General features: G+C 69.7%; 23 protein-coding genes. 18 read left to right on the forward strand and 5 right to left on the reverse strand.

Annotation, left to right across the window (positions count from 1 at the left end):
• The first annotated feature begins 39 nt into the window (after positions 1-39).
• From pta to ASG71_RS05375, 3 genes are all read left to right on the forward strand, one after another.
• Positions 40-2,202 carry a phosphate acetyltransferase gene (gene pta, locus ASG71_RS05365; protein WP_082574890.1) on the forward strand — a complete coding sequence of 721 codons (2,163 nt, stop codon included), beginning with the start codon at positions 40-42 and terminating at the stop codon, positions 2,200-2,202.
• A gap of 9 nt (positions 2,203-2,211) precedes the next feature.
• Complete coding sequence (locus ASG71_RS05370; protein ID WP_056737666.1) at positions 2,212-3,381, forward strand: acetate kinase; 1,170 nt, start codon at positions 2,212-2,214, stop codon at positions 3,379-3,381.
• A gap of 126 nt (positions 3,382-3,507) precedes the next feature.
• A complete protein-coding gene (locus tag ASG71_RS05375; RefSeq protein WP_056737667.1) occupies positions 3,508-4,068 on the forward strand; it encodes a GNAT family N-acetyltransferase in 561 nt (186 codons plus the stop codon).
• Between the two features lie 408 nt (positions 4,069-4,476).
• Here ASG71_RS05375 and ASG71_RS05380 read toward each other — a convergent pair whose 3' ends face one another.
• Both ASG71_RS05380 and ASG71_RS05385 read right to left on the reverse strand, forming a co-directional pair.
• Positions 4,477-6,693 (reverse strand): S9 family peptidase, encoded by a 2,217-nt coding sequence (locus tag ASG71_RS05380; RefSeq protein ID WP_056737668.1) that lies wholly within the window; start codon positions 6,691-6,693, stop codon positions 4,477-4,479.
• A 29-nt stretch (positions 6,694-6,722) separates the two neighbouring features.
• The gene (locus ASG71_RS05385; protein ID WP_082574892.1) at positions 6,723-7,787 is read right to left on the reverse strand and encodes an LCP family protein; all 1,065 of its coding nucleotides are present in this window, start codon (positions 7,785-7,787) and stop codon (positions 6,723-6,725) included.
• 237 nt (positions 7,788-8,024) lie between these two features.
• Between ASG71_RS05385 and paaA the strand changes: the two genes are divergently transcribed.
• From paaA to galU, 7 genes are all read left to right on the forward strand, one after another.
• Positions 8,025-9,056, forward strand: coding sequence for a 1,2-phenylacetyl-CoA epoxidase subunit PaaA (gene paaA, locus ASG71_RS05390; protein WP_056737669.1), 1,032 nt, complete (start codon positions 8,025-8,027; stop codon positions 9,054-9,056).
• A complete protein-coding gene (gene paaB, locus ASG71_RS05395; RefSeq protein WP_091251167.1) occupies positions 9,053-9,358 on the forward strand; it encodes a 1,2-phenylacetyl-CoA epoxidase subunit PaaB in 306 nt (101 codons plus the stop codon). Before paaA ends, paaB begins: the two co-directional genes overlap by 4 nt.
• Complete coding sequence (gene paaC, locus ASG71_RS05400) at positions 9,355-10,293, forward strand: 1,2-phenylacetyl-CoA epoxidase subunit PaaC (RefSeq protein WP_056737670.1); 939 nt, start codon at positions 9,355-9,357, stop codon at positions 10,291-10,293. The genes paaB and paaC overlap by 4 nt, the downstream gene beginning before the upstream one ends.
• Positions 10,294-10,304: 11 nt before the next feature.
• Positions 10,305-10,871 carry a 1,2-phenylacetyl-CoA epoxidase subunit PaaD gene (gene paaD / locus ASG71_RS05405; protein ID WP_056738546.1) on the forward strand — a complete coding sequence of 189 codons (567 nt, stop codon included), beginning with the start codon at positions 10,305-10,307 and terminating at the stop codon, positions 10,869-10,871.
• A gap of 15 nt (positions 10,872-10,886) precedes the next feature.
• Positions 10,887-12,113 carry a 1,2-phenylacetyl-CoA epoxidase subunit PaaE gene (paaE, locus tag ASG71_RS05410; protein WP_056737671.1) on the forward strand — a complete coding sequence of 409 codons (1,227 nt, stop codon included), beginning with the start codon at positions 10,887-10,889 and terminating at the stop codon, positions 12,111-12,113.
• A gap of 25 nt (positions 12,114-12,138) precedes the next feature.
• Positions 12,139-12,918, forward strand: coding sequence for an enoyl-CoA hydratase/isomerase family protein (locus ASG71_RS05415; protein WP_056737672.1), 780 nt, complete (start codon positions 12,139-12,141; stop codon positions 12,916-12,918).
• Between the two features lie 75 nt (positions 12,919-12,993).
• A complete protein-coding gene (galU, locus tag ASG71_RS05420; protein ID WP_056737673.1) occupies positions 12,994-13,884 on the forward strand; it encodes a UTP--glucose-1-phosphate uridylyltransferase GalU in 891 nt (296 codons plus the stop codon).
• A gap of 111 nt (positions 13,885-13,995) precedes the next feature.
• Here the strand turns inward: galU and ASG71_RS05425 are convergent, their stop codons facing one another.
• Positions 13,996-14,457, reverse strand: coding sequence for an Lrp/AsnC family transcriptional regulator (locus ASG71_RS05425; protein WP_056737674.1), 462 nt, complete (start codon positions 14,455-14,457; stop codon positions 13,996-13,998).
• Positions 14,458-14,616: 159 nt separating this feature from the next.
• Between ASG71_RS05425 and pdhA the strand changes: the two genes are divergently transcribed.
• The 7 genes from pdhA (at position 14,617) to ASG71_RS05460 (ending at position 23,076) form a co-directional block, all read left to right on the forward strand.
• Entirely contained in the window at positions 14,617-15,867 is a 1,251-nt protein-coding gene (pdhA, locus tag ASG71_RS05430) for a pyruvate dehydrogenase (acetyl-transferring) E1 component subunit alpha (protein ID WP_056737675.1), read from the forward strand.
• On the forward strand, positions 15,864-16,976 hold the full coding sequence (locus ASG71_RS05435; RefSeq protein ID WP_056737676.1) for an alpha-ketoacid dehydrogenase subunit beta: 1,113 nt from the start codon (positions 15,864-15,866) through the stop codon (positions 16,974-16,976). Before pdhA ends, ASG71_RS05435 begins: the two co-directional genes overlap by 4 nt.
• Before the next feature lie 2 nt (positions 16,977-16,978).
• Positions 16,979-18,559 (forward strand): dihydrolipoamide acetyltransferase family protein, encoded by a 1,581-nt coding sequence (locus ASG71_RS05440; protein WP_056737677.1) that lies wholly within the window; start codon positions 16,979-16,981, stop codon positions 18,557-18,559.
• A 73-nt stretch (positions 18,560-18,632) separates the two neighbouring features.
• Positions 18,633-19,448, forward strand: a complete 816-nt coding sequence (locus ASG71_RS05445) for an MBL fold metallo-hydrolase (RefSeq protein WP_056737678.1) — start codon at positions 18,633-18,635, stop codon at positions 19,446-19,448.
• Between the two features lie 313 nt (positions 19,449-19,761).
• Complete coding sequence (locus ASG71_RS05450) at positions 19,762-21,069, forward strand: MinD/ParA family protein (RefSeq protein ID WP_235563938.1); 1,308 nt, start codon at positions 19,762-19,764, stop codon at positions 21,067-21,069.
• A gap of 16 nt (positions 21,070-21,085) precedes the next feature.
• Positions 21,086-21,820, forward strand: coding sequence for a GAF and ANTAR domain-containing protein (locus ASG71_RS05455; protein WP_056737680.1), 735 nt, complete (start codon positions 21,086-21,088; stop codon positions 21,818-21,820).
• Between the two features lie 41 nt (positions 21,821-21,861).
• Positions 21,862-23,076 (forward strand): MFS transporter, encoded by a 1,215-nt coding sequence (locus ASG71_RS05460; protein WP_056737681.1) that lies wholly within the window; start codon positions 21,862-21,864, stop codon positions 23,074-23,076.
• Between the two features lie 11 nt (positions 23,077-23,087).
• Here ASG71_RS05460 and ASG71_RS05465 read toward each other — a convergent pair whose 3' ends face one another.
• Positions 23,088-24,191, reverse strand: coding sequence for a flavin-containing monooxygenase (locus ASG71_RS05465; protein ID WP_056737682.1), 1,104 nt, complete (start codon positions 24,189-24,191; stop codon positions 23,088-23,090).
• An 80-nt stretch (positions 24,192-24,271) separates the two neighbouring features.
• Here ASG71_RS05465 and ASG71_RS05470 point away from each other — a divergent pair, with 80 nt between their 5' ends.
• A complete protein-coding gene (locus ASG71_RS05470) occupies positions 24,272-24,886 on the forward strand; it encodes a TetR/AcrR family transcriptional regulator (RefSeq protein WP_056737683.1) in 615 nt (204 codons plus the stop codon).
• Here the strand turns inward: ASG71_RS05470 and ASG71_RS05475 are convergent.
• On the reverse strand, positions 24,883-25,845 hold the full coding sequence (locus ASG71_RS05475) for a phosphatase PAP2 family protein (RefSeq protein ID WP_082574896.1): 963 nt from the start codon (positions 25,843-25,845) through the stop codon (positions 24,883-24,885). The genes ASG71_RS05470 and ASG71_RS05475 overlap by 4 nt on opposite strands.
• Between the last annotated feature and the right edge of the window lie 24 nt (positions 25,846-25,869).

A 25,869-nucleotide genomic window follows, 5' to 3' on the forward strand; every position in this document is an offset into this window, starting at 1 on the left:
TGGTGCCCGCTGTCAAGGGGCGTAAGTATGCTGGGACACATGGCCAAAGGAATCTATGTAAGCGCGACGACGCCGGGATCCGGTAAGTCCCTCATTGCCCTGGGCCTGGCGGACACCCTGCACCGGCACGCGGACCGCATCGGCTTCTTCAAGCCCGTCGTCCACGGGCGCACGGACGCGGACCCCATGGTCTCGCTGATGAAATCCCGCTTCGGGCTCGACGACGACCGCTGCCGCAGCGGCCTGACCTTCGCCGAGGTGCGGGGCCTGCTCGCGGAAGGCAAGCGCGAGGAAATCGACGCACGCTGCGTCGAGATTTTCGCGGAAATGTCCCGGCACTGCGACGTGGTGATCATCGAGGGCACGGACCTGACCGGCCAGGACGCCGCCGTCGAATTCGACCTCAACGCCCGGCTCGCCAACAACCTCGCCGCACCGATGGTCGCCGTCGTCGGGGCGAAGGGCCGGACGGTGGCCGAGACCGCGGACGCCGTGGAGGTGGCGCGCAAGGAACTCCTGGCCGAGCGGTGCGCCCTGCTCGCGATCATGGTCAACCGTGCCGACCCCGAGGACCTGGAGGCGATCGCCGCGGCCGTCCGGCCGGGCGCCTCCGGCCGGCCCGTCTATGTCTTCCCGGAGCTGGAGGACATCGCCCGGCCCACCACCGGTGAGGTGGCGGCCGCGCTGGGCATCGGCCAGGTGGCCGGGCTGCCCGACCTGGAGCGTGACGTGCACTCGGTCAAGGTGGCGGCCATGAACGTGGCCAACTTCCTGCACGTGCTCGACGACGGCGCCCTGGTGATCGTCCCCGGAGACCGCGCCGACGTGCTGGTGGCCTGCCTGGCCTCCTCGTTCTCGCCGGAATTCCCTGTGCCGTCGGCGCTGATCCTCTCCGGCGGGCTGGCCCCGGACCCGACGATCTACTCGCTGCTGGCCCAGGCGCCGTTCCCGATCTTCGCCGCCCCGGACGACACCTACGTCACGGCCAAACGGGTCTCCGAGGTGCGCAGCGAGATCTGGTCCGGCCACCGCCGGAAGGTGGCCTCCGCGCTGGGCCTGTGGGCCAAGCGGGTGGACGAAGCGGAACTGCTGGAGCGCCTGCACCTGCCCCGGCCGGAACGGATGACGCCGCTGCGCTTCCTGCATGACCTCATCGAACGGGCCCGCGCCCAGCGCCGCCACATTGTCCTGCCCGAGGGCACGGACGTGCGGATCCTGCGTGCCGCGGAAATCCTGCACCGCCGCGACGTGTGCGAACTGACCGTGCTGGGCCGCGAGGCCGACGTCCGGGAGCTCGCCGCGACGCAGGGAATCGACCTGGCCGGGATTAACATCGTGGACCCCGCCACCTCGGAGCTGCGCCGGGACTTCGCGCAGAAGTACGCCGAACTGCGGGCGCACAAAGGCGTGGACCTGGCGAAGGCGCTGGAGGTGATGCAGGACGAGAGCTACTTCGGCACCATGATGGTCCAGCTCGGCGTGGTGGACGGCATGGTCTCCGGCGCCGCCCACACCACGGCGCACACCATCCGCCCGGCCCTGGAGTTCGTGAAGACCCGCGAGGGCGTGAAGATCGTCTCCTCCGTGTTCCTGATGCTGATGCCGGACCGGGTGCTGGTCTACGGCGACTGCGCCGTCAACCCCGAGCCCAACGTCGAACAGCTCGCGGACATCGCCCTCGCCTCGGCGGAAACCGCAGCCCAGTTCGGCGTCGAACCGCGGGTGGCGATGCTCTCTTACTCGACCGGTGGCTCCGGCGCCGGCGAGGCCGTGGACGCGGTCCGGCAGGCGACCGAACTGGTCCGTGCCCGCCGCCCCGACCTCGCCGTCGAGGGACCCATCCAGTACGACGCCGCCGTCGACGCGGCCATCGCCGCCTCGAAGATGCCCGGCTCCTCGGTGGCCGGCCAGGCGACGGTGTTCATCTTCCCGGACCTGAACACCGGCAACAACACCTACAAGGCGGTGCAGCAGTCCTCCGGCGCGGTCGCCGTCGGGCCCGTGCTGCAGGGGCTGCGCAAACCGGTCAACGACCTGTCCCGCGGCTGCACGGTCGACGACATCCTGAACACGGTAGCCATTACCGCGATCCAGGCCCAGTCCGGCGAACCCGGCGCCGGGACCCCAGCCGAACCTGGCGCCGGGACCCCAGAACCAGCCGCCGCACCCACAGCGCAGCCCGTCCAGTCCCTCGAAGCCTAGGAGGCCTCCTTGCTCGTGCTCGTCATCAACTCCGGCTCGTCCTCGCTGAAGTACCAGGTCCGCGACGTGGAGGCGGGCAGCGTCCTGGCCGAAGGGCTGGTGGAACGGATCGGCATGGGCAACGGCGGCGAGGGCGACGGCCAGATCGAGGGCCCCCGCGACCACGCGGAAGCCCTCGAACAGGTCGACGGTGCGATCCACGAGGCGCTGGGAGACCGGCCCCTGGACGCCGTCGGGCACCGCGTGGTGCACGGCGGCGAGCGGTTCGCCGAACCGGTGCTGATCAACAACGAGATCACCCGCGCGATCGAGCGCCTGAACCCGCTGGCGCCGCTGCACAACCCGGCCAACGTGCTGGGCATCCGGGCGATCGCGAAGAAGTGGCCGCAGCTGCCGCAGGTGGCCGTATTCGACACCGCCTTCCACCGCACGCTTCCCGAGCACGCCTGGCGCTACGCCGTCCCGGACGAGCTGTACACCAACCACGGCATCCGGCGCTACGGCTTCCACGGCACCTCCCACGAGTACGTGGCGCACCGGTCCGCCGCGCTCCTGGATGTGCCGGTGGAGGAGTTCGACGCCGTCATCGCGCACCTGGGCAACGGCGCCTCCGTCACGGCCATCCGCGGCGGCAAGTCGATCGACACCTCGATGGGCTTCACCCCGCTGGAGGGCCTCGTGATGGGGACCCGCTCGGGGGACCTTGACCCGTCCATCCTGGTGTTCCTGGGCCGTGCCGGCTGGTCCGCAGAGGACATCGACTCGATGCTCAACCGCCGGTCCGGGCTCAAAGGCCTGGCCGGAAACAACGACATGCGCTCGGTCGTCGAGGCGGCCGAGTCCGGTGACGCCCGGTCCGCGATGGCCCTGGCGGTGGCCTCCTACCGGCTCGCGAAATACATCGGCGGCTACCACGTGGCGGTCGGCGGGGCGAAGACGCTGGTCTTCACGGCCGGGATCGGGGAGAACTCGCACCAGTTCCGCAGCCTTGTCGCCGAACGGCTGGGAGCCCTCGGCGTGGAGCTCGACGGCGGCCTGAACCGCGCCCGGTCCACGGAGCCCCGGATCATCTCGGCGCCGGAATCCGCACTGCCGGTGCTGGTGGTCCCCACGGACGAGGAGCGCGCGATCGCGGAGGCGACGGCCGCCGTCGTCGCCGACTCATCGGCTGCCCCGTAACTGTCCTTGTGGCTGCGCCGAACGGCACTCCCGGGCCCACGCCGGCAAGGGTTCCCTGACCGAACCTGCGAGGGGAGTGGGCCGGCGGGGAGCAGCCCGCGGGGTGACGGGTCCTAGGCTGGGGGCATGACCGAACTGAACCTGCCCCTCCGCACACAGAGGTTGGTGCTGCGCCGCTTCGAGGCCGGGGACCTGGACGCCTTCCACGCCTACCACTCGCTGCCGGAGACCGCCCGGTTCCTGCCCCGCGAGGCCAAGAGCTACACCCAGTCGATGGAGAGCGTGGGGAAATACGCCAACTTCGTCTTCGAACAGGAAGGCGACTGGATCTGCCTGGCGATTGAGGACGCGGACGCGCCCGGGCTGCTTGGCGAGGTGGTCCTCAAGTGGCTGCCGGGCCGCGGCCAGGCCGAAATCGGCTGGAGCCTGGCGCCCGAGGCCCGGGGGATGGGCTACGCGGCGGAGGCTGCGGCGGCGGTGCTGGCGCTGGGCTTCGGAGAGCTGGGCTTCCACCGCATCAGTGCCAAGCTCGACGCGCTCAACACCGCCTCCGCGGCCGTGTGCGAGCGGCTCGGTATGCGGAGGGAATCGACCCAGATCGACAAGTGGCATTACAAAGGCCAGTGGGCGACCGAGGTGGTCTACGCGACGCTGGCCGACGAGTGGCAGGCCCGGCAGCCGGGGTAGGCGCACTGTGGACGGGCAACGGTCCCGCGCCGTACGTTCCCGCCCAGTTACTCCGGCCCGTTGCCGGCTTTGGTGTCACGCGGGGCCCGGAACCCCGCGGGTTAGTCCCGCTCTCCTGGAGTGCGGCAGTAGGTAACTGGGCTGGAGCGTCGCCATGCGGCAGGCCGGGCACGTCGTCGGAGAGCCCCAGCTCGGTGGATTGCCAAAGATGGCCGCTAAGGGAGTTCCATAGCGGCCATCTTCGGCAAACGGACTTGTGCCCACGGTGCCGGGGAGCTGTGTCCGTGGGGCGGCCGTTTCGCCCGACGGCTTCACCCGGTGAGGACTGGTCCGTGGCGCCGGGGGAGGTGGTCTACGCGAGGCTGGCCGACGAGTGGCAGGTCCGGCAGCCGGGGTGACCCGCCCGGCCTACTTCAGCCCGGCGCCGGGAAGCAGCTCGGTGGCGTCGAGGGCATCGGCGACGAAGGCGTAGTCCCAGGCGCGTTCCTTCCACTGCACGTAGCGCCCGGACGCCCCGCCGTGGCCGCCTTCCATCTCGATCTTCATCACGATCGGCTCGCTGCCGGTGGTCAGCTCGCGCAGCCGCTGCACCCACTTCGCCGGCTCCACGTAGAGCACCCGGGTGTCGTTGAACGAGGTCACCGCGGCGATCTTGGGGTAGGCGGCCGCACGGACGTTCTCGTACGGGGTGTAGGACTTCATGTAGCTGTACACCTCCGGGTCCGTGATGGGGTTGCCCCATTCCTCCCACTCCAGCGCAGACAGGGGAAGCTCCGGGTCCAGGATGGTGGTCAGGGCGTCCACGAAGGGCACGGCTGCGACGATCGCCGCATACTTTTCCGGCGCCAGGTTGGCCACGGCACCCATCAGCAGGCCGCCGGCGGAGCCGCCCATGGCAGCGATCCGGGCCGGGTCCACCCAGCCGGAGCCGGCCAGCCAGTCGGTGGCGGCGATGAAGTCCGTGAAGGTGTTCTTCTTGTGCAGCTTCTTGCCGTCGTCGTACCAGTGCCGGCCCAGTTCGCCGCCGCCGCGGATGTGCGCGATCACGAAGACAATCCCGCGGTCCAGCAGCGACAGCCGCGGGATGCCGAAGCCGGGGTCCATGCTCATCTCGTACGACCCGTAGCCGTAGACCAGGCCGGCCGCCGTCGCATCCCGGGCCACCGAGGCGTGCCGGAGCACCGAGAGCGGGATGCGGGTTCCGTCGGAGGCCTCGGCCCACTCCCGGGTGGCGACGTAGTCGGCGGAGGAGTAGCCGCCCAGCACGGGGCTCTCCTTGCGCAGCAGCAGTTCGCCGGCGGGCAGCTCCGCCGTCGGCAGCACAAAGTCGTAGACCCGCGACGGCGTGAAGTAGGAGGTGTAGCCCATCCGGATCACCGGTGCCTCGTAGTCCGATCCGGAAACCCCGGCCGTGCACAGCTCTTCGTCGAAGGCAGGTTCCACCGGCGCGCCCTGCGCCGGGGTGCCCAGCCCGGCCAGCGGCAGCACCTGCACCCGTTCGATCGTGTCCTTGCGGATGGAGACGACCAGGTGCGTGGCGGTGACACCGGCGCCGTTGACCCGGACGTCGTCGGAATGCGCGACGACGGTGCGCCAGTGCTGCTCGGCTACCGGCTTGGCGAGTTCGGCGGGGTCCACCAGGGAGACCATCGAGTTGACGGCGTCCTTGTTGTGGGTCAGCAGGATGGTCTCGGTCTTCTCTCCGTCCGGACCGGCCAGCAGGAACGGCTCGGCTTCGTAGAGGATGCGCTCGTCGCGGGAGATGACCGTCGTGAGCCCGGCCCCGGGGTCGTCGAAGCGGAGCAGCCGGGTCTCGCTGAACTCGGAGCAGCCGATCCCCAGCACCAGGTGGCGGCGGTCCGCGGAGAGCTCGAAGCCGAGCCACATGGCGACGTCGTCCTCCTGGTAGATCACTTCGTCGGCGGTCACGGGGGTGCCCAGCATGTGGGACTTGACCTGGAACGGGCGCCAGGAATCGTCGACCACGGTGTAGAAGATGCGGCTGCCGTCGGGGGAGAAGGAGATGCCGTAGAAGACGTTCTCGATCACGTCCGGCAGCAGTTCGCCGGTCCGCAAATCCTTGATCCGCAGGGTGAACCGCTCGTCGCCCGCGTTGTCCACGGCGTAGGCGTACAGGGTCCCGTCGACGGTCACCGCGGAGCCGCCGACGGCGAAGAACGGCTTGCCCTCGGCCTCGACGTTGCCGTCGAGGAGCACTTCCTCGCCGGGAAGGTCGACGCCGGCTTCGACGGCGGGCGGCGTCCAGTCCGCGACCCGGTCGCCGGTGTCCTGGGCGCGGACCCGGCACTGGATGCCGTATTCCTTGCCCTCGACCGAACGGCTGTAGTACCACCAGCCGTCCTTGCGGTTGGGCACGGAGAGGTCGGTCTCCTGGGTGCGGCCCTTGATCTCCTGGAAGATGGCCTCGCGCAGCGGTTCCTGGTGCGCGGTGACGGCCTCCTGGTAGGCGTTTTCGGCCTTCAGCAGGTCCACAACCTCCGGGTTTTCCTTGTCCCGCAGCCACTCGTAGTTGTCCTCGAACACGTCACCGTGGTGCGTGCGGGGGGCGGGAACCTTCTTGGCGACGGGAGGCTGCGGGGAGGGCTGCACGGGGGTCTGCGTCATGGACCCAATCTACCCAACCGGGACGCCGGTCAGTTGCCGTTTTGCAGTTTGTGGGCGGCCACGTAGTTGCTGAGCTTGTTCGCCCGGAGGGCAGCCTTGATCTCTGCGGTGGCGGCGGGATCCTCGAGCACGATCGATTGCCCGTCCGTACTGGTTCCGATCCCCGCCGTCGGCAGCGTGAAAAGCACGGCGCCGTTGGCCGGGGTGGTGTGGAAGCTGAACGCCAGCCGTGCCAGGGCGTCCAGGGTCAGGCCCGGGGTCACCGTGATGTGCGGCAGTGCGGTGGTCGCGAGCTTGCGGGCGGTGGCGCGGTCGGTCACACCCTGCTTGACGACCTTGGTCAGCACCGCCTTGAGGAAGGTCTGCTGATTGCGGACGCGCTGGTAGTCGCCGTCGACGAACGCCTTTCGTTCGCGGACGAAGTCCAGGGCCCGGGCGCCGTTGAGGCGGTTCACTCCGGCCGCAAACCTGACCCCCGGGTCAATAGTCGACTCAAAGGGCACCTTCACGTTGACGTCGACGCCGCCGACTGCGTCGGTCAGGGCGGCGAAAGTCTGGAAATCGACCATGACGGTGTGATTGATGCGCTGGCCCAGCAGGGACTCGACGGTCCGCGTCACGAGGGGGAGACCGCCCATCAGCAGGCTTGAATTGATCTTGGCCTGGCCGTGGCCGGGGATATCCACCCACAGGTCACGCATCAGGGAGATGCCGTAGGCCTGCTTCCGGTTGGCGGGGATGTGCAGGAACACGATGCTGTCCGCCAGTTGGTTGGACGGCTTGCCCGCGGCGGCCGCAGCCCGCTGGTTCACCCGGCTGTCGCTGCCGACCAGGAGGATGTTCAGCGCCGTGGGCGGCGGCTCCGGCGGGGGCGGCGGTTTCGGCTTCGGCGTCGGCGTCGCTACGGCAGACGGTGCCGGGGATTGGGCCGGGGCGGGGTTCTCCGTTCGCGGTGCGAGCAGGACGACGGCGGCGGCCAGGCCGGCGGTCAGCAGCAGGCCCAGCACCAGGAACAGGATCTTGCGATGCCGTCCGGGCCGCTTCGGGCCAGTCGGCGTCCCTGGGGTCGGTTCCGGTGCTTCGGGGGTGGCCATGAGCGGACCATATCACCGCCGGTCCGGGCCGGGTGGGCGCACACGGCAACGATCTGGCCACGGGTTCCCGCGCGGCCGGGGCCCCGGGCCGGCGATCGTCCGTCCGGCCGGGCCGGAGTCGCACCAGGAGCCGCGTGGGAGCCGCGGGCGCGCCGTAGTGCTTGACTCGCTTCGGGCCTTTTGCATATCCTGAACGAACGGTCGGTAATTATTTATCGGAAATGCATAGGAGCAACCATGGCATCGCAGACCCTGCAGTCAGTGCCCGCCGAGCCATCGCCGGCGCGGCACGAGATGAGCCCCGAGGACGCGGCCCGCCGTGATGCCGAGGGCCAGGCATATTTCGACAAGGTGATGGCGGAGGATTCCCGCATCGAACCCCGCGACTGGATGCCGCCGGCCTACCGCAAGACCCTGCTGCGGCAGATCTCCCAGCACGCGCACTCGGAGATCATCGGGATGCAGCCGGAAGCCAACTGGATCTCCCGCGCCCCGAGCCTCAAGCGCAAGGCGATCCTGATGGCCAAGGTCCAGGACGAGGCGGGCCACGGCCTGTACCTCTACTCCGCGGCCGAGACCCTCGGCCAGCCGCGTGACGCGATGATGCAGGACCTGATGTCCGGCAAGGCCAAGTACTCCTCCATCTTCAATTACCCCGCCCGGACCTGGGCGGACATGGGGGCCATCGGCTGGATGGTCGACGGCGCCGCCATCGCTAACCAGGTCCCGCTCTGCCGCGCCTCCTTCGGCCCCTACGGCCGGGCCATGGTCCGCGTCTGCAAGGAAGAATCCTTCCACCAGCGCCAGGGCTTCGAGATCCTGCTGGAACTCTCCCACGGCACCCCGGAGCAGAAGCAGATGGCCCAGGACGCCGTGAACCGCTGGTACGCGCCGGCCCTGATGATGTTCGGCCCGCCGGACGACGATTCCCCCAACTCCAAGCAGTCCATGGCCTGGAACATCAAGCGCTTCAGCAACGACGAGCTCCGCAACCGCTTCGTCGGCATGATGATGGAACAGGTCAAGGTCCTGGGCCTGACGCTGCCGGACAAGGACATCCGCTTCAACGAGGAAACCAAGAAGTGGGAGCATGGCCCGCTCGACTGGGAGGAATTCCACGAGGTCATCGCCGGGCGCGGCCAGTGCAACGCCCAGCGCCTGGAACGGCGCCGCGAAGCCCACCAGAACGGCGCCTGGGTGCGCGAAGCCGCTGCCGCCTACGCGAAAAAGCAGGCCCGGAAGCAAGCAGAGAAGGAAACCGCAGCATGACCACCCCCGAACCGCACGCAGGCAACGTCTGGCCCATCTGGGAAGTCTTCGTCCGCTCCAGCCGCGGCCTCTCCCACGTCCACGCCGGTTCCCTGCACGCGCCGGACGCCGCCATGGCCCTGCGCAACGCCCGTGACCTCTACACCCGCCGCAACGAGGGTGTGTCCATCTGGGTGGTCCCGGCCGACGCCATCGCCTCGTCCGACCCGGACGCCAAGGGCGCATTCTTTGAGTCGCCGCAGGGCAAGGACTACCGGCACGCGACGTACTACACCAAGAGCGAGGGCGTGAAGCACCTGTGAGCACCCCGGAAACCACCACGGATACTGCCGCGCCCGCGGAAGAAGCAGCCGGCCACGGCGACCTCACCGTCGGCGTCCAGGGAGCCAGCGGCACCGGCGAGGCCACGGCCAGCGCCACCCGCATCACCCCCGGCAACGCCCTCCGCCCGGAGGACATCGCCCTGGCCGTCAGCCGGGGCACCGCCAAGCCCAGCGAGGACGCCGCCGAGCTGGCGCTCCGCCTCGGCGATGACGCCCTGATCCTGGCCCAGCGCCTGGGGCACTGGATCTCCCGCGCCCCCGAGCTGGAGGAGGACATCGCCCTGGGCAACATCGCCCTGGACCAGCTGGGACACGCACGCTCCTTCCTGAGCTACGCGGGCGGCCTCGACGGGCGCAGCGAGGATGACCTGGCCTACTTCCGCCGCGAGCACGAGTTCCGCTCCGTGTCCCTCTTCGAGCAGCCCAACGGCGACTTCGCAGTCACCATCGCCCGGCAGTTCGTCGTGAGCTACTACCAGTTCGAGCTCTACCGCCGGCTGGCCGATTCCACCGATGCCACGCTGGCCGGAATCGCGGCCAAGGCCGTCAAGGAGGTCGACTACCACCGTGACCACAGCGCCCAGTGGGTGCTGCGCCTGGCGCACGGCACGGACGAATCCCGCGCCAGGATGATCCACGGTTTCCAGGTCATCTGGCCCTACGTCGAGGAGCTGTTCCGCGACGACGAACTGACCGGGCGGCTCAGCGCCGCCGGCGTCGCCGTGCAGCCCTCCAGCCTGCGGGCCGATTTCGACCGGCTGACCGGCGAAGTCCTGGCCGAGGCCGAGCTCGAGGTCCCGCAGGTCCAGCCCGCCCCCGGCGGCGGACGCCGCGGTCTGCACTCCGAACACCTGGGCTACGTGCTCGCGGAAATGCAGGTCCTGGCCCGCGAGTTCCCCGGAGCGAGCTGGTAGCCATGCACGACATGTACGTCACCAACCCCACGGCTGCCTCCCCGGCGCCCGTGGGGAAGACGGCGGGGCAGAAGACTGCGGACCGGAAGGCCTGGGAGCTCGCCGCCACGGTCTGCGATCCGGAAATCCCGGTCCTCACCATTGAGGACCTGGGCATCCTGCGCGCGGTGCGGTTGTACGACGACGGCGGCATGGTGCCCGCCGTCCAGGTCACCATCACGCCCACGTACTCAGGCTGCCCCGCAATGGATGCCATTCGCGAGGACCTCACGGCCGTCTTCCGCGGCGCGGGCTATCCCAGTGTCAACGTCGAACTGGTGCTGTCCCCGGCCTGGACCACGGACTGGATGAGCGAGGCCGGCAAGGCCAAGCTCCAGCAGTACGGGATCGCGCCGCCCTCGGGCCGCTCGGCAGCCGGGGGGCACTCCGGTCCGGTCCGGCTCTCCCTTGCCGTCAAATGTCCGCAGTGTTCGTCCTTGAACACCAAGGAACTCACCCGCTTCGGCTCCACGTCCTGCAAGGCGCTCTACGTCTGCCAGGACTGCAAGGAACCGTTCGACTACTTCAAAGTTTTGTAAGGAACAGGTGCCCCCATGACTGTTGTCCGCCAGACTGCCGCCGAAGAGGCCGCGGCGACCGGCCGCCGTCGTGCGTCCTTCCACGCACTCACCGTCGCAGAGGTCCGCCGGCTGACCGACGACGCGATCGAAGTCACCTTCGGCGTCCCGCCGGAGCTGGCCGGCCAGTTCGACTACCTCCCCGGCCAGTACGTCGCGCTCCGGACCACCCTGCCGGACGCCGACGGCGAGCCCCGCGAGGTGCGCCGTAGCTACTCCATCTGCGCGGAGCCGCGCAGCTTCGAGGACGGCAGCAGCGAAATCCGGGTCGCGATCAAGAAGGATCTGGGCGGACTGTTCTCCACCTGGGCCAACGCCGAACTCAAGGCCGGCGACGTGCTCGACGTCATGAGCCCCATGGGCGCCTTCGTCTCCAAGCACAGCCGTGACGGGTCCGCCGTGGAACAGAATGTCATGACCTCCATGAACAACCCGGAGCAGCTCGCGGGCCAGTCCGGCAACTTCGTGGCCATCGCCGCCGGGTCCGGGATCACCCCGGTGATCGCGATCGCCCGCACCCTGCTGGCCGCCCACCCGGAAACCCGGTTCGACCTGATCTACGCCAACAAGGCCGCCATGGACGTGATGTTCCTCGAGGAACTCGCGGACCTCAAGGACAAGTACCCGTCGCGGCTGGCCCTGCACCATGTGCTCTCCCGCGAACAGCGCATCGCCCCGCTGCTCAGCGGCCGGATCGACGCCGAGAAGCTGCAGTCGCTGCTGGGCACCGCCATCCACAGCGACGACGTCGACGAGTGGTTCCTCTGCGGGCCCTTCGAACTGGTCCAGCTCTGCCGGGACACCCTCGCGGCCCGCGGCGTCGAGCCCGAGCATGTCCGCTTCGAGCTGTTCACCTCCGGCAAGCCCGACCGCCCCGAAGGCAACATCGGCCGCCCGGTCGTCGCGGACGAATCCCAGGCGACGTACAAGATCACCTTCAAGCTCGACGGCCTGCAGGGCGAGGTCGCCAGCCCGACGCATGCCCGCGAATCCATCCTCAACGCAGCCCTGCGGGTGCGCCCGGACGTTCCGTTCGCCTGCGCCGGCGGCGTCTGCGGCACCTGCCGCGCCAAGGTGGTCGCCGGTTCCGTCACGATGGACGAGAACTACGCCCTGGAGCAGGACGAACTCGACAAGGGCTACGTCCTGACCTGCCAGTCGCACCCCACGACGGCGGAAGTCGCCGTCGACTTCGACGTCTAAAGTCCCGCCAATCCCAAGGAAACGCATGATTTCGCTGACCATCGCCGACGGCATCGCCGAGGTTGTCCTCAACGCCCCGGAGAAGCTCAACTCCCTGGACGAGCAGGCGCTGAAGGACCTGGACCAGGCGTACGACGACGCCGCTGCCGCCGCCGCCCGCGGTGAGGTGCGGGCCCTGCTCCTGCGCGGCGAGGGCCGTGCCTTCTGCGCCGGCCGGGACATCGCCGGGGTTACCCCGGAAAGCGACGACGCCCAGGCCTACCTGGGCGGCCTGGTCCAGCCGCTGCTGCGGAAGATGAGCGCCTTCCCGGCGCCGACGTTCGCCGCGGCGCAGGGCGCGTGCCTGGGCGTGGGCCTCGGCCTGCTGCTGGCGACCGACGTGGTCTACGTGGCGGACAACGCGAAGTTCGGTTCGCCCTTTGCCAAGCTGGGGGCCACGCTGGACTCGGGCGGACACTGGTACTTCACCGAACGGCTCGGCATGCACCGCACCCTGGACCTGATCTACACCGCGGAACTGATGAGCGGCACGGAGGCCGTCGCCCAGGGGCTGTTCAGCCGTGCCATGCCGGCCGACGACCTGCAGGCGGCCACCCGCGGCATCGTCGCCAAGGTGGCCACCGGTGCGACCGGGGCCTTCAACGCCAGCAAGGAACTGGTGGCCCACATCCGCGACCAGCGGCTGGGCCTCTGGGAGTCCATGGAGGAGGAAAACGCCGAGCAGGCCCGCCTCTGCAAGTCCGAGGATTACGCGGAAGGATTCCGCGCCTTCCAGGAAAAGCGCACGCCGGTTTTCCGCGGCTAGGCTTCCCGGGCCGGGGCATCGAGGACGATGCCCCGGCCCATTCTCATTTGCGTGACCGGATTGTAAGGTTCGGTTATGACTTTGGGGAAGGCTGTTACGAAGGCCGTCATACCTGCTGCCGGACTGGGCACCCGCTTCCTGCCCGCGACCAAGGCGATGCCGAAGGAAATGCTCCCCGTCGTGGACCGGCCGGCAATCCAATACGTTGTCGAAGAGGCCGTCAGGGCGGGCCTGGAGGACATCCTGATGATCACCGGGCGCGGCAAGCGGGCCCTGGAAGACCACTTCGACCGGGAACCCGGGCTGGAGCGCACGCTGGAGCTCAAGGGGGACCGGGACCGGCTCGCCATGGTCCGGGAGGCCTCCGAACTCGGCCCGCTCCACTACGTGCGCCAGGGCGAGCCCAAGGGACTGGGGCACGCGGTTCTCCGAGCCAGCCAGCACGTCGGCGACGAACCCTTCGCTGTACTCCTGGGCGATGACCTGATCGACGAGGCCGAAGACCTGCTGACCACCATGATGGAGGTGCAGCGGAGGACCGGCGGTTCCGTCATTGCCCTCATTGAGGTCGATCCCGCCCAGATCAGCGCGTACGGGTGCGCGGACGTCACGCCCGTCGCGGGGGAGACCTACGTCCGGGTCAACAGCCTGGTGGAGAAGCCGGCCGCCGGCGAGGCGCCGTCGAACCTGGCCGTGATCGGCCGGTACGTGCTGCACCCGTCCGTGTTCGAAGTGCTGGAGGACACCCCGCCCGGCCGCGGCGGCGAAATCCAGCTGACGGACGCCCTGCAGACCCTGGCCGCGGGTGAGGGCGAGGGCTCCGGCGTCTACGGTGTGGTCTTCAAGGGCCGCCGCTACGACACCGGAGACAAGCTCAGCTACCTGAAAGCCGTCATCACCATCGCCTCGGAACGGGTGGAGTTCGGCGAGGAACTGAAGATCTGGCTCAAGGGTTTCATCAACTAGCCCCTGCGCGAACGTACACTTCGCGCCCCTGGAGGAAGCGCGAACGTACACTTGGCGCCCTTGGGAGCCGCCCGGGAGGGCCTGAAGTGTCCGTTCGCGCCTGCCTCAGGGCTAGCGGGTGTCCAGGTCCTCGAACACCAGGAACGTCTGCGTATCCAGCACCCCCGGCATTGACTGGAGCTGGTCGAATATCACCCGGCGCAGGTCCACGTTATCCACGGCTCGGACCAGCAGGATGACGTCGAAGTCGCCGCCCACCAGCGCGATGTGGTGGACCTCGGGAATCGCCCTGAGCAGCTCGCGCAGTTCGCGCCAGGAATGCTGGCGCACCTTGAGGGTCACGTAGGCGGAGGATTTGAGCCCTGCCTTTATCGGATCCACCAAAGCGGTGAACTTGGTGAGCACGCCCTCCCCGGTCAGCCGCGCGATCCGGGTGTACGCGTGGGCGCGGGAAATGTGCACGTTCTCCGCCACCTGCGTCACCGACATCCGCCCGTCCCGGGTCAGCTCCGCAATGATATTGCGGTCCACGTCATCCAGGGGCACCGCCTGGTCCGCTCCGGTCTCAGCCATTCGTCTACAACCCCCGCCGGTAATCCAGCTCACATTTACGATTTGTCTTTCAGAATACGACAATCACCATGACATCTCCACGATTTACGGCTGGGCTGGATACGAAACGGCGCCCGGGACCATACTGGGGACGAATAGTGGCTATAGAAGGACGGACCAATGACGATCTCCGCAGACCACACTGCGCAGCAGCCCGGACCGGCGGCCGCCGGTGCGGCGGACAGTACTGCCGGGGCAGCCGACGCCGCCAGCGAGGCTGTGCGTAAGTTCGGCATCACCGTCGAGGACTACATGCTGCCGGCCCGGCACCCGATCCAGATCGTCGGTCCGGACGGGGCGCTGAACCCGGACACCGAACAGGGCGCCCAGCCGGGCCACGAATACGGCCTGCCCGGCGATGCCGAGCTGCTGGCCGCCTACGAGCAGCTCGTCGTCGGCCGCCGGGTCAACGACCAGAACTCGGCGCTGGTCCGGCAGGGCCGGATGGCCGTCTACCCCTCCAGCCACGGCCAGGAGGCCTGCCAGGTCGCGGCGGCGCTCTGTCTGTCCGACGGCGACTGGATGTTCCCCACCTACCGCGACTCCGTGGCCGTGATGGCCCGCGGCGTCGACCCGGTCCAGGCCATGACGCTGTTCCGCGGCGACTGGCACGGCGGCTACGACCCGTCCGAACACAAAGTCGGCATCCAGTGCACTCCGCTGACCACCCAGCTGCTGCACGCCGTCGGCGTCGCCCACGCCGCCAAACTCCGCGGTGAGGACACCGTCGTGCTGGCCATGTGCGGTGACGGGGCCACCAGCGAGGGGGACTTCCACGAGGCGCTCAACTTCGCCGCCGTCTTCCACCTCCCGGTGATCTTCTTCGTGCAGAACAACCAGTACGCCATCTCCGTGCCGCTGGCCCACCAGTCGGTCGCGCCCTCGCTCGCCCACAAGGCTGTCGGCTACGGCATGGCCGGCGAACGCGTGGACGGCAACGACGTCGTCGCGCTCCTCGCCGTGCTGGGCCGGGCCGTGCAGCTGGCCCGCTCCGGCTCCGGCCCGCTGCTGGTCGAGGCGCACACCTACCGCATGCAGGCCCACACCAACGCGGACGACGCGACCCGCTACCGCCAGGACAGCGAAGTGGCCGAGTGGGTGGCCAAGGACCCGCTCAGCCGGATGAAGGCGTACCTGACCGACCGCGGACTGCTCGACGACGACGGCGCCTCCCGGATCTCGGCGAAGGCCGAGGCCGTGGCGGCCCAACTGCGCGAGGGCCTGGGCGAGGACGTCCCCGTCGACCCGCAGGACCTCTTCAAGTACGTCTTCTCCGCCCCCAACCCGCAGCTGAAGGAACAGGCCGCCCTGCTCGCCGACGAGCTGGCCCGCGACGCTGCCGCCACGACTTCCGAGGAGCCAACCCGATGAGCCCCACCGTCACCACCTCTTCCGAAGCGAACGGCAACGTCAGCGCCGCCACGGCCCGCGCCGCCGAGAAGGCAGCCGTCGACGCCGCGGCCACCGGGCCGCAGCCCGTCACCCTGGCGAAGGCGCTGAACACCGCCATGGCCGACGCGATGCACGCGGAGGACTCCGTCCTGGTCTTCGGCGAGGATGTCGGCATGCTCGGCGGAGTCTTCCGCATCACCGACGGCCTCACCAAGACCTTCGGACCCAGCCGCTGCTTCGATACCCCGCTGGCCGAGTCCGGGATCGTGGGCATGGCGGTGGGCATGGCCATGAACGGCATGCGCCCGGTGATCGAGATGCAGTTCGACGCCTTCGCCTACCCGGCGTTCGAACAGATCTTCAGCCACGTCGCCAAGATGCACAACCGCACCAAGGGCGCGGTCAAGCTGCCCATGGTCATCCGCGTCCCCTACGCCGGCGGCATCGGCGGAGTGGAGCACCACTGCGACTCCTCCGAGGCCTACTACGCCCACACGGCCGGCCTCAAGGTCTTCACCCCGGCCACCGTCGCCGACGGTTACCGGATGCTCCGCGAGGCCATCGACTCGGACGACCCGGTGGTCTTCATGGAGCCCAAGAAGCTCTACTGGTCCAAGGACCTGGTGGATCTGGGTGCGCTGCGGGACGAGCACGCCGCCAACGCCGCACGCGGCACCTCCTCGGAGGGCCGCGCCGCCGTCGCTCGGGCCGGCACCGACGCCACGCTGATCGCCTACGGGCCGTCCGTTCCGACGGCGCTCGCTGCCGCCGCCGCGGCGGCCGAGGAAGGGCGCTCGCTCGAGGTGGTTGACGTCCGCTCGATCGTGCCGTTCGACGACGAGACGGTCTGCGCCTCGGTGCGCAAGACCGGCCGCGCGGTCGTCATCGCCGAAGCCCACGGCTTCGCCTCCGTTGCCTCGGAAATCGTCGCCCGCGTCCAGGAACGCTGCTTCCATCACCTCGCGGCCCCGATCCGCCGCGTAACCGGCTTCGACGTGCCGTACCCGGCGCCCAAACTCGAGCACTACTACCTGCCCGGCGTGGACCGCATCCTCGACGCCGTTGACGACCTCCAGTGGGAAGACTGACCATGAGCGAACCGAAAGTATTCCTCCTGCCGGACCTCGGCGAGGGGCTGACCGAAGCCGAACTTATCAACTGGCTCGTGGCCGTGGGCGACGAGATCCGCGTCGACCAGCCGATCGCTGAGGTGGAGACCGCCAAGTCCATGGTCGAGGTCCCCTCCCCGTACGCAGGCACCGTTGCCGTCCTGCACGGCGAGCCCGGCCAGACGCTCGACGTCGGTAAGCCGCTGATTTCCGTGACTCCCGTCGGTGTCGCGGCGGGCGCCGCCACAGGCAATGCCGCCCCCGCCCCTTCGCCGGACAGCATCCGTCCTGCGGACGATGCTGCCGGCTCCGACAGGCCCGATGCCACTCCCGGGGCGGCATTGCCTGCGTCGGCGGGGTCTGCTTCTGACTCACCTTCCGCTGTTGCTGACTCACCTGCTGCTTCCTCCTCGCCGGCCGCTGCTGCTGCCGAGGCGTACCGCGAGGAGGAGAAGGCTGGGTCCGGGAATGTGCTGATTGGGTATGGGACGCCGGGCGGGCACGGGGTTGCCCGGCGGACGCGGGCTCCGAAGCGGGCTGTCGTGGCTGAATCTGAGGCGCAGGTGTCTGGGGCTGAGAAGGCTGCCGATGACCTGGTGCTGATGCGGACCCGGGTGCCGGGGAAGCTGGGGGCTGTGATCTCGCCGCTGGTGCGGCGGATGGCCAGGGACCATGGAGTTGATTTGGGGGAACTCCAGGGGTCCGGGACGAGCGGGCTGATCATGAGGCGCGACGTTGAAGCCGCGATCAAGCCTGCTGCGACGGAGGAGCGCCCGGCCGCGCGGTCTGTCGAAGCGACGGGGGCGGCAAGCGCCGCCACCGGAGACACCGACGCCCGGACCGGGCTCGGGATTGCCGGGCGCACCCCGGTCCGGGGCGTGCGCAAGGCCGTCGCGGCGAACATGAGCCGCAGCCGGTCCGAGATTCCCGAAGCGACCGTCTGGGTTGACGTGGACGCCACGGCCCTGGTGGAGCTTCGCGCCGCGCTGAAGAAAACTGACCCGGCCACCCCGGGCCTGCTGGCCTTCATTGCCCGCTTCGTCACCGCGGGGCTGAAGAAGTTCCCGGAGCTCAACACCCGGATCGTCACCACCGAGGACCCTGCTGGCGGAACAAGCCAGGAAATCGTCGCGTTCGACGGCGTCAACCTCGGCTTCGCGGCGCAGACCGACCGCGGCCTGATGGTCCCTTCGGTGCGCAACGCCGACAAGCTCAGCGCCCGGGAACTGGACGCCGAGATCCGGCGGCTCACCGCCGTCGTCCGCGACGGCAAGGCAACCCCCGCCGAGCTGGGCAGCGGGACCTTCACGCTGAACAACTACGGCGTCTTCGGCGTGGACGGCTCCGCCGCGATCATCAACCACCCCGAGGTGGGCATCCTCGGCGTCGGCCGGATCATCGACAAGCCGTGGGTGGTCAACGGGGAGCTCGCGGTCCGCAAGGTCACCGAGCTCACGCTCACCTTCGACCACCGTGTCTGCGACGGCGGCACCGCGGGCGGTTTCCTGCGCTACGTCGCCGATGCGATCGAGAACCCGGGGTCCGTGCTGGCCGATCTCTAGGCCTCGCCGGGTATCATCGAGGCCAGAACATCGCACCAACCACGCCGGCGGCAGGCCGGACTACGGAGATTTCATGTCACGATGGCTCGAGGTCGGCCAGGACAACTACGTGCTGACGACGCAAGGATCCCTGCTCAATACCGGACTAGTCGTGGGCGCCGAACGTGCCATGGTGATCGACACTGGAGGCGGCCCCCGGCAGGGCCGCGAGATCCTCGCCGCGGTGCGGGAAAAGACCGAGCTGCCCCTGGTGGTGGTCAACACCCACGCCCACTACGACCACTTCTTCGGCAACGCTGTCTTCGCGGACGACGGCGTCACCGAGTTCTGGGGGCACGAAAACTGCGCCGCCGAAATCGAAGAAAACGGCGACGCCCAGCGGGCGGCCGTGGCCGCCGCGGAGCCGGAGATGGCTGCGGGGGAGGGCGAGTGCGTGGAACTTGTGGTCCCCAACGCAATCGTGAAGGACCAGCCGGTGCTGGTGGATCTCGGCGGCCTGAACGTGACGCTGTTCTACCTGGGCCGCGGGCACACCGACGGCGACCTGCTGGTGGGGACCGCCACCACCCTCTTCGCCGGTGACCTCGTGGAACAGGGATCACACCCGTCCTTCGAGGATTCCTTCCCGGAAGAATGGGCCGACGCCCTGCGCCACATCTCCGCCCTCCGGCACCGGTACGAATTCCTGGTCCCCGGCCACGGCGAACCCTGCAGCGACCAGTTCGTCAAGACCATGGCCAACACCATGAGCACCGCTGTCCGGCAGGCCACCCAGGCCACCCGGGAGACACCCAACGACGCCACCAAGGCGGTCCCGATCCTGCCGTACGGCCCGGAACAGTCGCGGTGGTTCATCAAGCGCCTAATGGAGACGCGCGCCCATCACTAAGCCGGACGGCGGCGGACGCGGGCGCCGGGAAAACCGGCAGGAAAACCGACAGCGCACGGCGCCCGGGCGGCTGTGCCGGAAGTGGCCAAAGATAAGGTTGCTCCTTACTGCGCCTAGACTTGCTTCTGGAAAGAAATTTCAACAAGCGCCGCAGCGTGCTCCGCTGTGAGTCCTGGGGGGAAACCAGACAATGCCCGAATCGGTGGAAGACAACTCAGCTGCCACTGCTGAAAACTCAGGACAGCCTGAACTCCGCCGCCGCCGCGACCTGCGTCGCGCCGACGGCGGTAACGCGGCTGCCCGGACAGGAACCATGCCGGTCGTCAACCCCCGCAGCACTACCGCGGAAACCCCCGCCCGTCCCGCATCGACCCGCAGCAGCTCCTGGGCCCAGGCCGCCGAGGCAGCGGACGAACGCCTCGCCACCGGCGCCACCCCGGTGATCAGCCGGATGCTGGCGCCACAGCAGCCGGCCGCACCGCCTGCGTCGGCCGCCGCCCCGGTGACGCCGCCGGCGCAGGACAGCCGAATCCACGACGACGAGCCGGAGCAGGCATCGGCTCCGGCAACACCCGTCCGGGACGTGCCGGAAGAAGGACCCGCCGCGGACCCCGCGTCAGGCTCCGTGCCCCCGCAGCCCACCCGCGCCACCCGCTCCGCGAGCCGGGCCGCCGCCCTGGCCGAGGCGCCGATGCCGGACTTCATCAGCTCCCCGGGCCTCTTCGTCCGCGAACAGAAACCGCGCCCGGTCGGCGGCCTGCGCGGCGCCCTCTACAAGCTGACCGGCGGCAGCCTGAATCTGGGTCCGAGCGCCCGGCAACGCGAGGAAGACGAACTTGCGCGCCGCATCTCCCGCCAGTTACAGGGCAGCTACAACACCGCTGTGCTTAGCCTCAAGGGCGGCATCGGCAAGACGTCCACCACGGTCGGCGTCGGCCTGACCCTCGCCGAGTACCGCGGCGACCCGCCGTGCGCCATCGACGCCAACCCCGACTCCGGAGACCTGGTCGAGCGGGCCCTCGGTGAAGGCATCTACCAGCAGCAGGCCCCCCGGACCATCAGCGACCTGCTGCGGAATGTCGAGTCCATCGACTCACTCACCGCCCTGGCCCGCTACATGCACCATGCCGGCAGGCTGCACCTGATCGCCGGCGAGCAGGACCCGGAAGTTTCCGATTCGCTCACCGCGGAGGAATACCTGCGCATCCGCAAGCTGATCGCCGGGTACTATTCCGTGGCGCTGACGGACTGCGGCACCGGCGTCACCCACAACGCCATGAGCGGCATCCTGCAGTCCGCCGACAACCTGATCATCGCCGCGGGCTACGCCGTCAGCGGCGCGAAGCGGGCCCGGAGCACCCTGCACTGGCTGGCCAGCCACGGGTACGAGGACCTCGCGCGGAACGCCGTCGTCGTCATCACCGACAAGGACGAAGTCTCCTCGCGGGTGGACAAGGACGCCATCGAGGACCACCTGGCCGGCATCTGCCGCCAGCTGATCGCGGTTCCGCATGACCGCGGCGTCGCCGACGGCGACCTGGTCACCCTGGACGCGCTCCGGCCCGAGACCCGCCGCGCGTACCGGGAGATCGCCGCCGCAATCGTCGACGGGTACGTTTAGCCGCTACATTTAGGCTATGAGCAAGTACGCCGGGAACGACGCCGCAGTCCAGTTGCAGGACCTGATTGTCGGGGCCGACAGCGTTGAGGATTTCCTGGACCGTCTCGCGGAGTTCGCCGCCTCCACCCTGAGCCACTCCGCGGGGACCGCGGTCGAGTGCGGCGTGACGCTCCGGCGCCGGAAGAAAAACATGACCGTGGCCGGCAGCAGCGGGAACGCCGTCATGCTCGACCGGATCGAGCAGAGCCTGGGCGACGGGCCGTGCATCGAGGCTCTGCGGACCAAGGGCATCGTGCTGCTGGCCGACGTCGATACGGACCCGCGCTGGCCCGAATACCAGCAGCAACTGGCCGCCCACGGCTGCCGCAGCACCCTCGGCGTTCCCTTGGAAATCGATGCCGACTCCTCCGCGGCCCTGAACTTCTTCGCGGACTCCACCGGGATCTTCACCGCGGACATCGTCGCCGAGGCGTCCGGCTTCGCCGACCTCGCCGGCCAGGCGCTGCGCCTCGCGGTCCGGATCGGCACCGCACAGACCCGCGCGGAGGACCTCCAGGCGGCCATGGAACACCGCACCTCGATTGACCTGGCCTGCGGCGTGGTGATGGCGCAGAACCGCTGCTCGCAGGAAGAGGCGATGGCCATCCTCACCCGGGTCTCCAGCAACCGTAACCAGAAACTGCGCGACGTCGCCGCGGACGTGCTCAAGAACGTCACCGGTGAGGAAATCCACACCCACTTCGACGGCTGAGCCGCCGGGCGGCGGGCTGCCGCGGGCCTAGGATGAAGGCGATGACCAGCACCGACACCGCCCCGTTCAGCCTTCGCAGCATTGCCGTCCCCGCCTTCGGCCCGGCGCTGCTGTTCAGCATCGGGGAAGGCGCGATCCTCCCCGTGGTAGCCCTCTCCGCCCGGGACCTCGGCGCCACCGTGGCCGTGGCGGCGCTGATCGTGACGCTGATCGGGCTCGGCTCCTGGTTCTTCAACCTGCCGGCGTCCCTCCTGACCCTGAAGTTCGGCGAGCGCTGGGCGATCGTCGGTGCGGCGGCGGCCAGCGCCGTCGCCCTCGCCGCCGCCGCCCTGGCTCCGCTGGTGCCGCAGGGACTTTGGCTGCTGGCCGCGGCGATGGTGGTGGTCGGCATGGCGGTGAGCGTCTTCAGCCTGGCCCGGCAGAAGTACCTCACCGAGGCCGTGACGGTCATTCTTCGCGCCCGGGCCCTGTCGACCCTGGGCGGGGTCAACCGGATCGGCATCTTCATCGGGCCGTTCGTTGGCGCGGCGGCCATGCAGTTCGGCGGCATCACCGCCGCCTACTGGGTCGGCGTGGTGGCGATGGCGGCCGCGGCGGCCCTGTCCCTGACCATTCCCGACCTTGTCGCCCCCGACGCCCCCGCGGAGGGAACCCCCGCTGCGCCGCCCACGCTGCGCAGCGTTGCGGTCTCCCACGCCGGGGTGTTCCTCAGCGTCGGCCTCGGGGTCCTGCTGCTCAGCGCGCTGCGGGCTTCCCGGCAGGTGGTCATCCCGCTGTGGGCGGACCACCTGGGCCTGGACGCCACCCACGCGTCGCTGATTTACGGCATCTCCGGCGCCATCGACATGCTGGTCTTCTACCCGGCCGGGAAGCTCATGGACCGCAAGGGCCGGCAATGGGTTGCGGTGCCCTCCACCCTCATCATGGGCGTCGCGATGCTGCTGATACCGCTCAGCGCCGGGTTCGTCGGGCTGCTGCTCGCATCGCTCCTGATCGGGTTCGGCAACGGCATCAGTTCGGGCCTGAACATGACGCTGGGCGCCGATTTCTCCCCGGACCGCGGGCGCGGCCAGTTCCTGGGCATCTGGCGGTTCATGGCCGACGCCGGCGCCACCGGCGGCCCCGTGCTGCTCTCCGGCATCACGGCCCTGGTGTCCCTGGGGGCCGGGGTGGCCGCCACCGGCGTGCTCGGCTTCGCGGCCGCGGCCGTCTTTGCCGTCACCATTCCCCGGCTCAGGCACCGGCGCAACTACTGAACCGCGCCCACCTACTGAACCGCGCCCACCTTCCCGGGGGCCGGTGACCGCTGCGCCACAAGTGCGGCCACATGGGCGGCATCCCGTCCGACGCCGCCGACCAGGCCGGAGGTCAGGGCGTACTGGAAGGGCAGGCCGACGAAGTACAGCCCCGGCCGGCCGGGGACGGCGCCGCGGTCCGTGTCCGGCCAGCCGGACGGGCCGACCCGGAGGCCGTGGACCCAGCCGAAGTCCGGCCGGTAGCCGGTGGCCCAGATGACCGACCGCACCGCGGCGGTGTCTCCGCCGTCGAACACGGGCTGCCCGTCCCGCGTGCCGAAGAAACGCGGCACGGACACCACCCCGGCCCGGGCCAGGTCCTTCGGTGAAATCCTGATCAGGGGCGCGCCGCGCTGGTGGAAGCTTGCGGCCACCCTGCGGCCGGGCGGCGTGCGGAGCGTCAACACCGAGTGGATGAGCTGCCAGTACGCGCCGCCGGCGTAGCGCAGGAGGGGGTCCGGAACGTGGGGGGTGGGCCGTCCCGCCAGCAGTACCCGGTGGCCGGCCGAGAGCTCAAGGGCGATTTCGGCCCCCGAGGTACCGGCGCCCACCACCAGGACATCCCCGGCCGGGACGTCGCCCGGGCCGCGGTACTGGGAGCTGTGGAGTTGCCGAATGGCCGGGTCCAGCCCCGCGGAGGCGGCAGGGACCCTGGGGAGGGGGTTCGACCCGGTCGCCACGACGACGCTGCGCGTCCAGACGCTGCCCTGGGCGGTGTCGACGGTGAAGCCGGCGCCGGCCGGGGAGACGCCGTCGACCCGCACCCCGGTCCGTACCGGCAGCTCAAACCGGGCCGCATAGCGTTCCAGATAGTCGGCGAACTCGTCTTTGCCCGGGTAGGTGTTCCGCGCCGCCGGAAAGGCCAGGCCCGGCAGGCCGTCGTGCTGGGCGGGGGTGAAGAGCCGCAGGGAGTCCCACCGGCTGCGCCAGGCGGCCCCCGGCCGCGGACCCTCCTCCAGGATCTGGAACCGCAGTTTCTCCCGGGCCAGGTGGTAGCCCGTGGCCAGGCCGGCCTGGCCGGCTCCGATCACCACGGCATCAAATGGGCCGCTGTCCCTGGTGGGTTCCGCATTCATGGCCGCCGCCTCCTTGCTGGGGCACCTTTTCGCTTACCACTAGAATACCGTTCTAGTGACTAGAGCGATAGTCTAATTCCATGCAGAAAGTGACACGGCGGGCCATCCAGGCGGCCGGCACGCGGGACGTCATCGTGGACACGGCCGGCCGCCTGTTCGCAGCCGACGGGTACGTCCAGACCACCATGGACGCGATCGCCGCCGGGAGCGGAGTCACCGTCCAGACCGTCTACAACTCGGTGGGCAACAAGGCCGCGCTGCTCTCCGCCGTGCTGGACAGGGCGGCCGCCGGGCCGGGGACGCAGGCCGGCGTGCTTGACCTGATGCGCGAACGCACGCGGCAGGCCGCCGACCTCCCGGCCCTGGTGGCCGTGCTGGCGGACTGGTTCGTGGAGGTCCATCCGCGGACCGCCGGCATTAACGCCGTCATCGCCCGGGCCGCGGCGCTGGACGAGGCCGCCGCGCGACTGGAAAGGGACCGCGGGCAGCAGCGGCTCCGCCGCTACGGGGAGGCCGCCGCGGCTGCCCGGGAGCGCGGGGGCCTGCGGTCGGGCATGTCCGACGCCGAAGCGGCGGCCGCTATCTGGTCTCTGGGGCACCCGCAGGTGTACCGGGCCATGGTGCACGACGCCGGCTGGCCGGTTCCGGCCTACCGGGAATGGGTCGCCAGGGCGCTGGCGGCGGCGCTAGCCTAGTCCGGCGTCGGCCTGCGTCCGTCTACGCGGGCGTCCGTATACGCGGGCGTGCGCCGCGCGGCCAGGCCAAACAACCAGACCCCGGCGACGGTGGCGAGGTAGCCGGTGATCACGATGAGGGAGGTACCGGCCCAGAAGTAGTTGGTCGTGCTGCCCTCCTGGCCCGGTCCCGGGGCGATCCTCAGCAGCGAGTAAACCGCGACGGCGGCGGAGGCCAGTCCCGCCAGCACCGGAACGGCCACCCACAGCCGGGCCGACGCCCAGTGCGTGTTGTACCCCGCCCAGGCATTCCAGCGCCGCCCGGTGCGCATCACCAGCCACCCCGCGGGAATCGTGAACGCCCCCACCACCAGGAAGGCGGCCACGACGTCCGCGGGCCGGTGCCACTGGTTGATCAGGGTGGAAACGCCGGTGGCGACGGCGAAGCTGCCGCCCAGGAACCCCGCCAGCGGCCGCCAGCGCGGGGAGACCATCAGGAAGACCGCTGCGGCGGCGGATGCGGCCAGAGTGGTGTGTCCGGACGGCAGGGAGTTGAAGTCCAGGGTCTCGATGCCGCGGAACGGCCGCTCGGGCGCCAGGGCCTTCAGGAGCTGGGTGGCGACGTTGGCCCCCGCGGCGGCCGCGACGGCGATACCGGCAGCGGCCCAGCGGCGCCGCGCCGCGGTCACGAACACGACCACCACGGAGGCGATCAGCACCGAGAGCGCGGGGAGCCAGTCCAGCAGCCGGTTGCTTGCCTTCCCGGCCGCGCCGTGGATCTCCACCGCCTCGACCAGCGCGGATTCGTCGATGAACTGCCCGGTGGTGGTGCGCACAAAGAAGTAGTAGGTGGCCGCCAGGGCGGCCGCGCAGCCCAGGGTGGCGAGGAGGAACAGGAAACCGGCGGCACGGCCCGGTCCTTGGGACTCCCTGCCGTCCGCTTCCACGGGTCCGCTGTTGCGCTGGTGCCGAAAATTCATCGCTTAACAGGGTCCCACAGAACC

The organism is Arthrobacter sp. Soil763 (assembly GCF_001428365.1).
Lineage (GTDB): Bacteria > Actinomycetota > Actinomycetes > Actinomycetales > Micrococcaceae > Arthrobacter.

What these genes read in the sequence shown, in the direction of transcription:
- pta (WP_082574890.1), top strand. Translation starts at nt 40, where the DNA reads ATGGCCAAAGGAATCTATGTAAGCGCGACGACGCCGGGATCCGGTAAG.
- ASG71_RS05375 (WP_056737667.1), top strand. Translation starts at nt 3,508, where the DNA reads ATGACCGAACTGAACCTGCCCCTCCGCACACAGAGGTTGGTGCTGCGC.
- ASG71_RS05380 (WP_056737668.1), bottom strand. Translation starts at nt 6,693, where the DNA reads ATGACGCAGACCCCCGTGCAGCCCTCCCCGCAGCCTCCCGTCGCCAAG.
- ASG71_RS05385 (WP_082574892.1), bottom strand. Translation starts at nt 7,787, where the DNA reads ATGGCCACCCCCGAAGCACCGGAACCGACCCCAGGGACGCCGACTGGC.
- paaA (WP_056737669.1), top strand. Translation starts at nt 8,025, where the DNA reads ATGGCATCGCAGACCCTGCAGTCAGTGCCCGCCGAGCCATCGCCGGCG.
- paaB (WP_091251167.1), top strand. Translation starts at nt 9,053, where the DNA reads ATGACCACCCCCGAACCGCACGCAGGCAACGTCTGGCCCATCTGGGAA.
- paaD (WP_056738546.1), top strand. Translation starts at nt 10,305, where the DNA reads ATGTACGTCACCAACCCCACGGCTGCCTCCCCGGCGCCCGTGGGGAAG.
- paaE (WP_056737671.1), top strand. Translation starts at nt 10,887, where the DNA reads ATGACTGTTGTCCGCCAGACTGCCGCCGAAGAGGCCGCGGCGACCGGC.
- ASG71_RS05415 (WP_056737672.1), top strand. Translation starts at nt 12,139, where the DNA reads ATGATTTCGCTGACCATCGCCGACGGCATCGCCGAGGTTGTCCTCAAC.
- galU (WP_056737673.1), top strand. Translation starts at nt 12,994, where the DNA reads ATGACTTTGGGGAAGGCTGTTACGAAGGCCGTCATACCTGCTGCCGGA.
- ASG71_RS05425 (WP_056737674.1), bottom strand. Translation starts at nt 14,457, where the DNA reads ATGGCTGAGACCGGAGCGGACCAGGCGGTGCCCCTGGATGACGTGGAC.
- pdhA (WP_056737675.1), top strand. Translation starts at nt 14,617, where the DNA reads ATGACGATCTCCGCAGACCACACTGCGCAGCAGCCCGGACCGGCGGCC.
- ASG71_RS05435 (WP_056737676.1), top strand. Translation starts at nt 15,864, where the DNA reads ATGAGCCCCACCGTCACCACCTCTTCCGAAGCGAACGGCAACGTCAGC.
- ASG71_RS05440 (WP_056737677.1), top strand. Translation starts at nt 16,979, where the DNA reads ATGAGCGAACCGAAAGTATTCCTCCTGCCGGACCTCGGCGAGGGGCTG.
- ASG71_RS05445 (WP_056737678.1), top strand. Translation starts at nt 18,633, where the DNA reads ATGTCACGATGGCTCGAGGTCGGCCAGGACAACTACGTGCTGACGACG.
- ASG71_RS05450 (WP_235563938.1), top strand. Translation starts at nt 19,762, where the DNA reads ATGCCGGTCGTCAACCCCCGCAGCACTACCGCGGAAACCCCCGCCCGT.
- ASG71_RS05455 (WP_056737680.1), top strand. Translation starts at nt 21,086, where the DNA reads ATGAGCAAGTACGCCGGGAACGACGCCGCAGTCCAGTTGCAGGACCTG.
- ASG71_RS05460 (WP_056737681.1), top strand. Translation starts at nt 21,862, where the DNA reads ATGACCAGCACCGACACCGCCCCGTTCAGCCTTCGCAGCATTGCCGTC.
- ASG71_RS05465 (WP_056737682.1), bottom strand. Translation starts at nt 24,191, where the DNA reads ATGAATGCGGAACCCACCAGGGACAGCGGCCCATTTGATGCCGTGGTG.
- ASG71_RS05470 (WP_056737683.1), top strand. Translation starts at nt 24,272, where the DNA reads ATGCAGAAAGTGACACGGCGGGCCATCCAGGCGGCCGGCACGCGGGAC.
- ASG71_RS05475 (WP_082574896.1), bottom strand. Translation starts at nt 25,845, where the DNA reads ATGAATTTTCGGCACCAGCGCAACAGCGGACCCGTGGAAGCGGACGGC.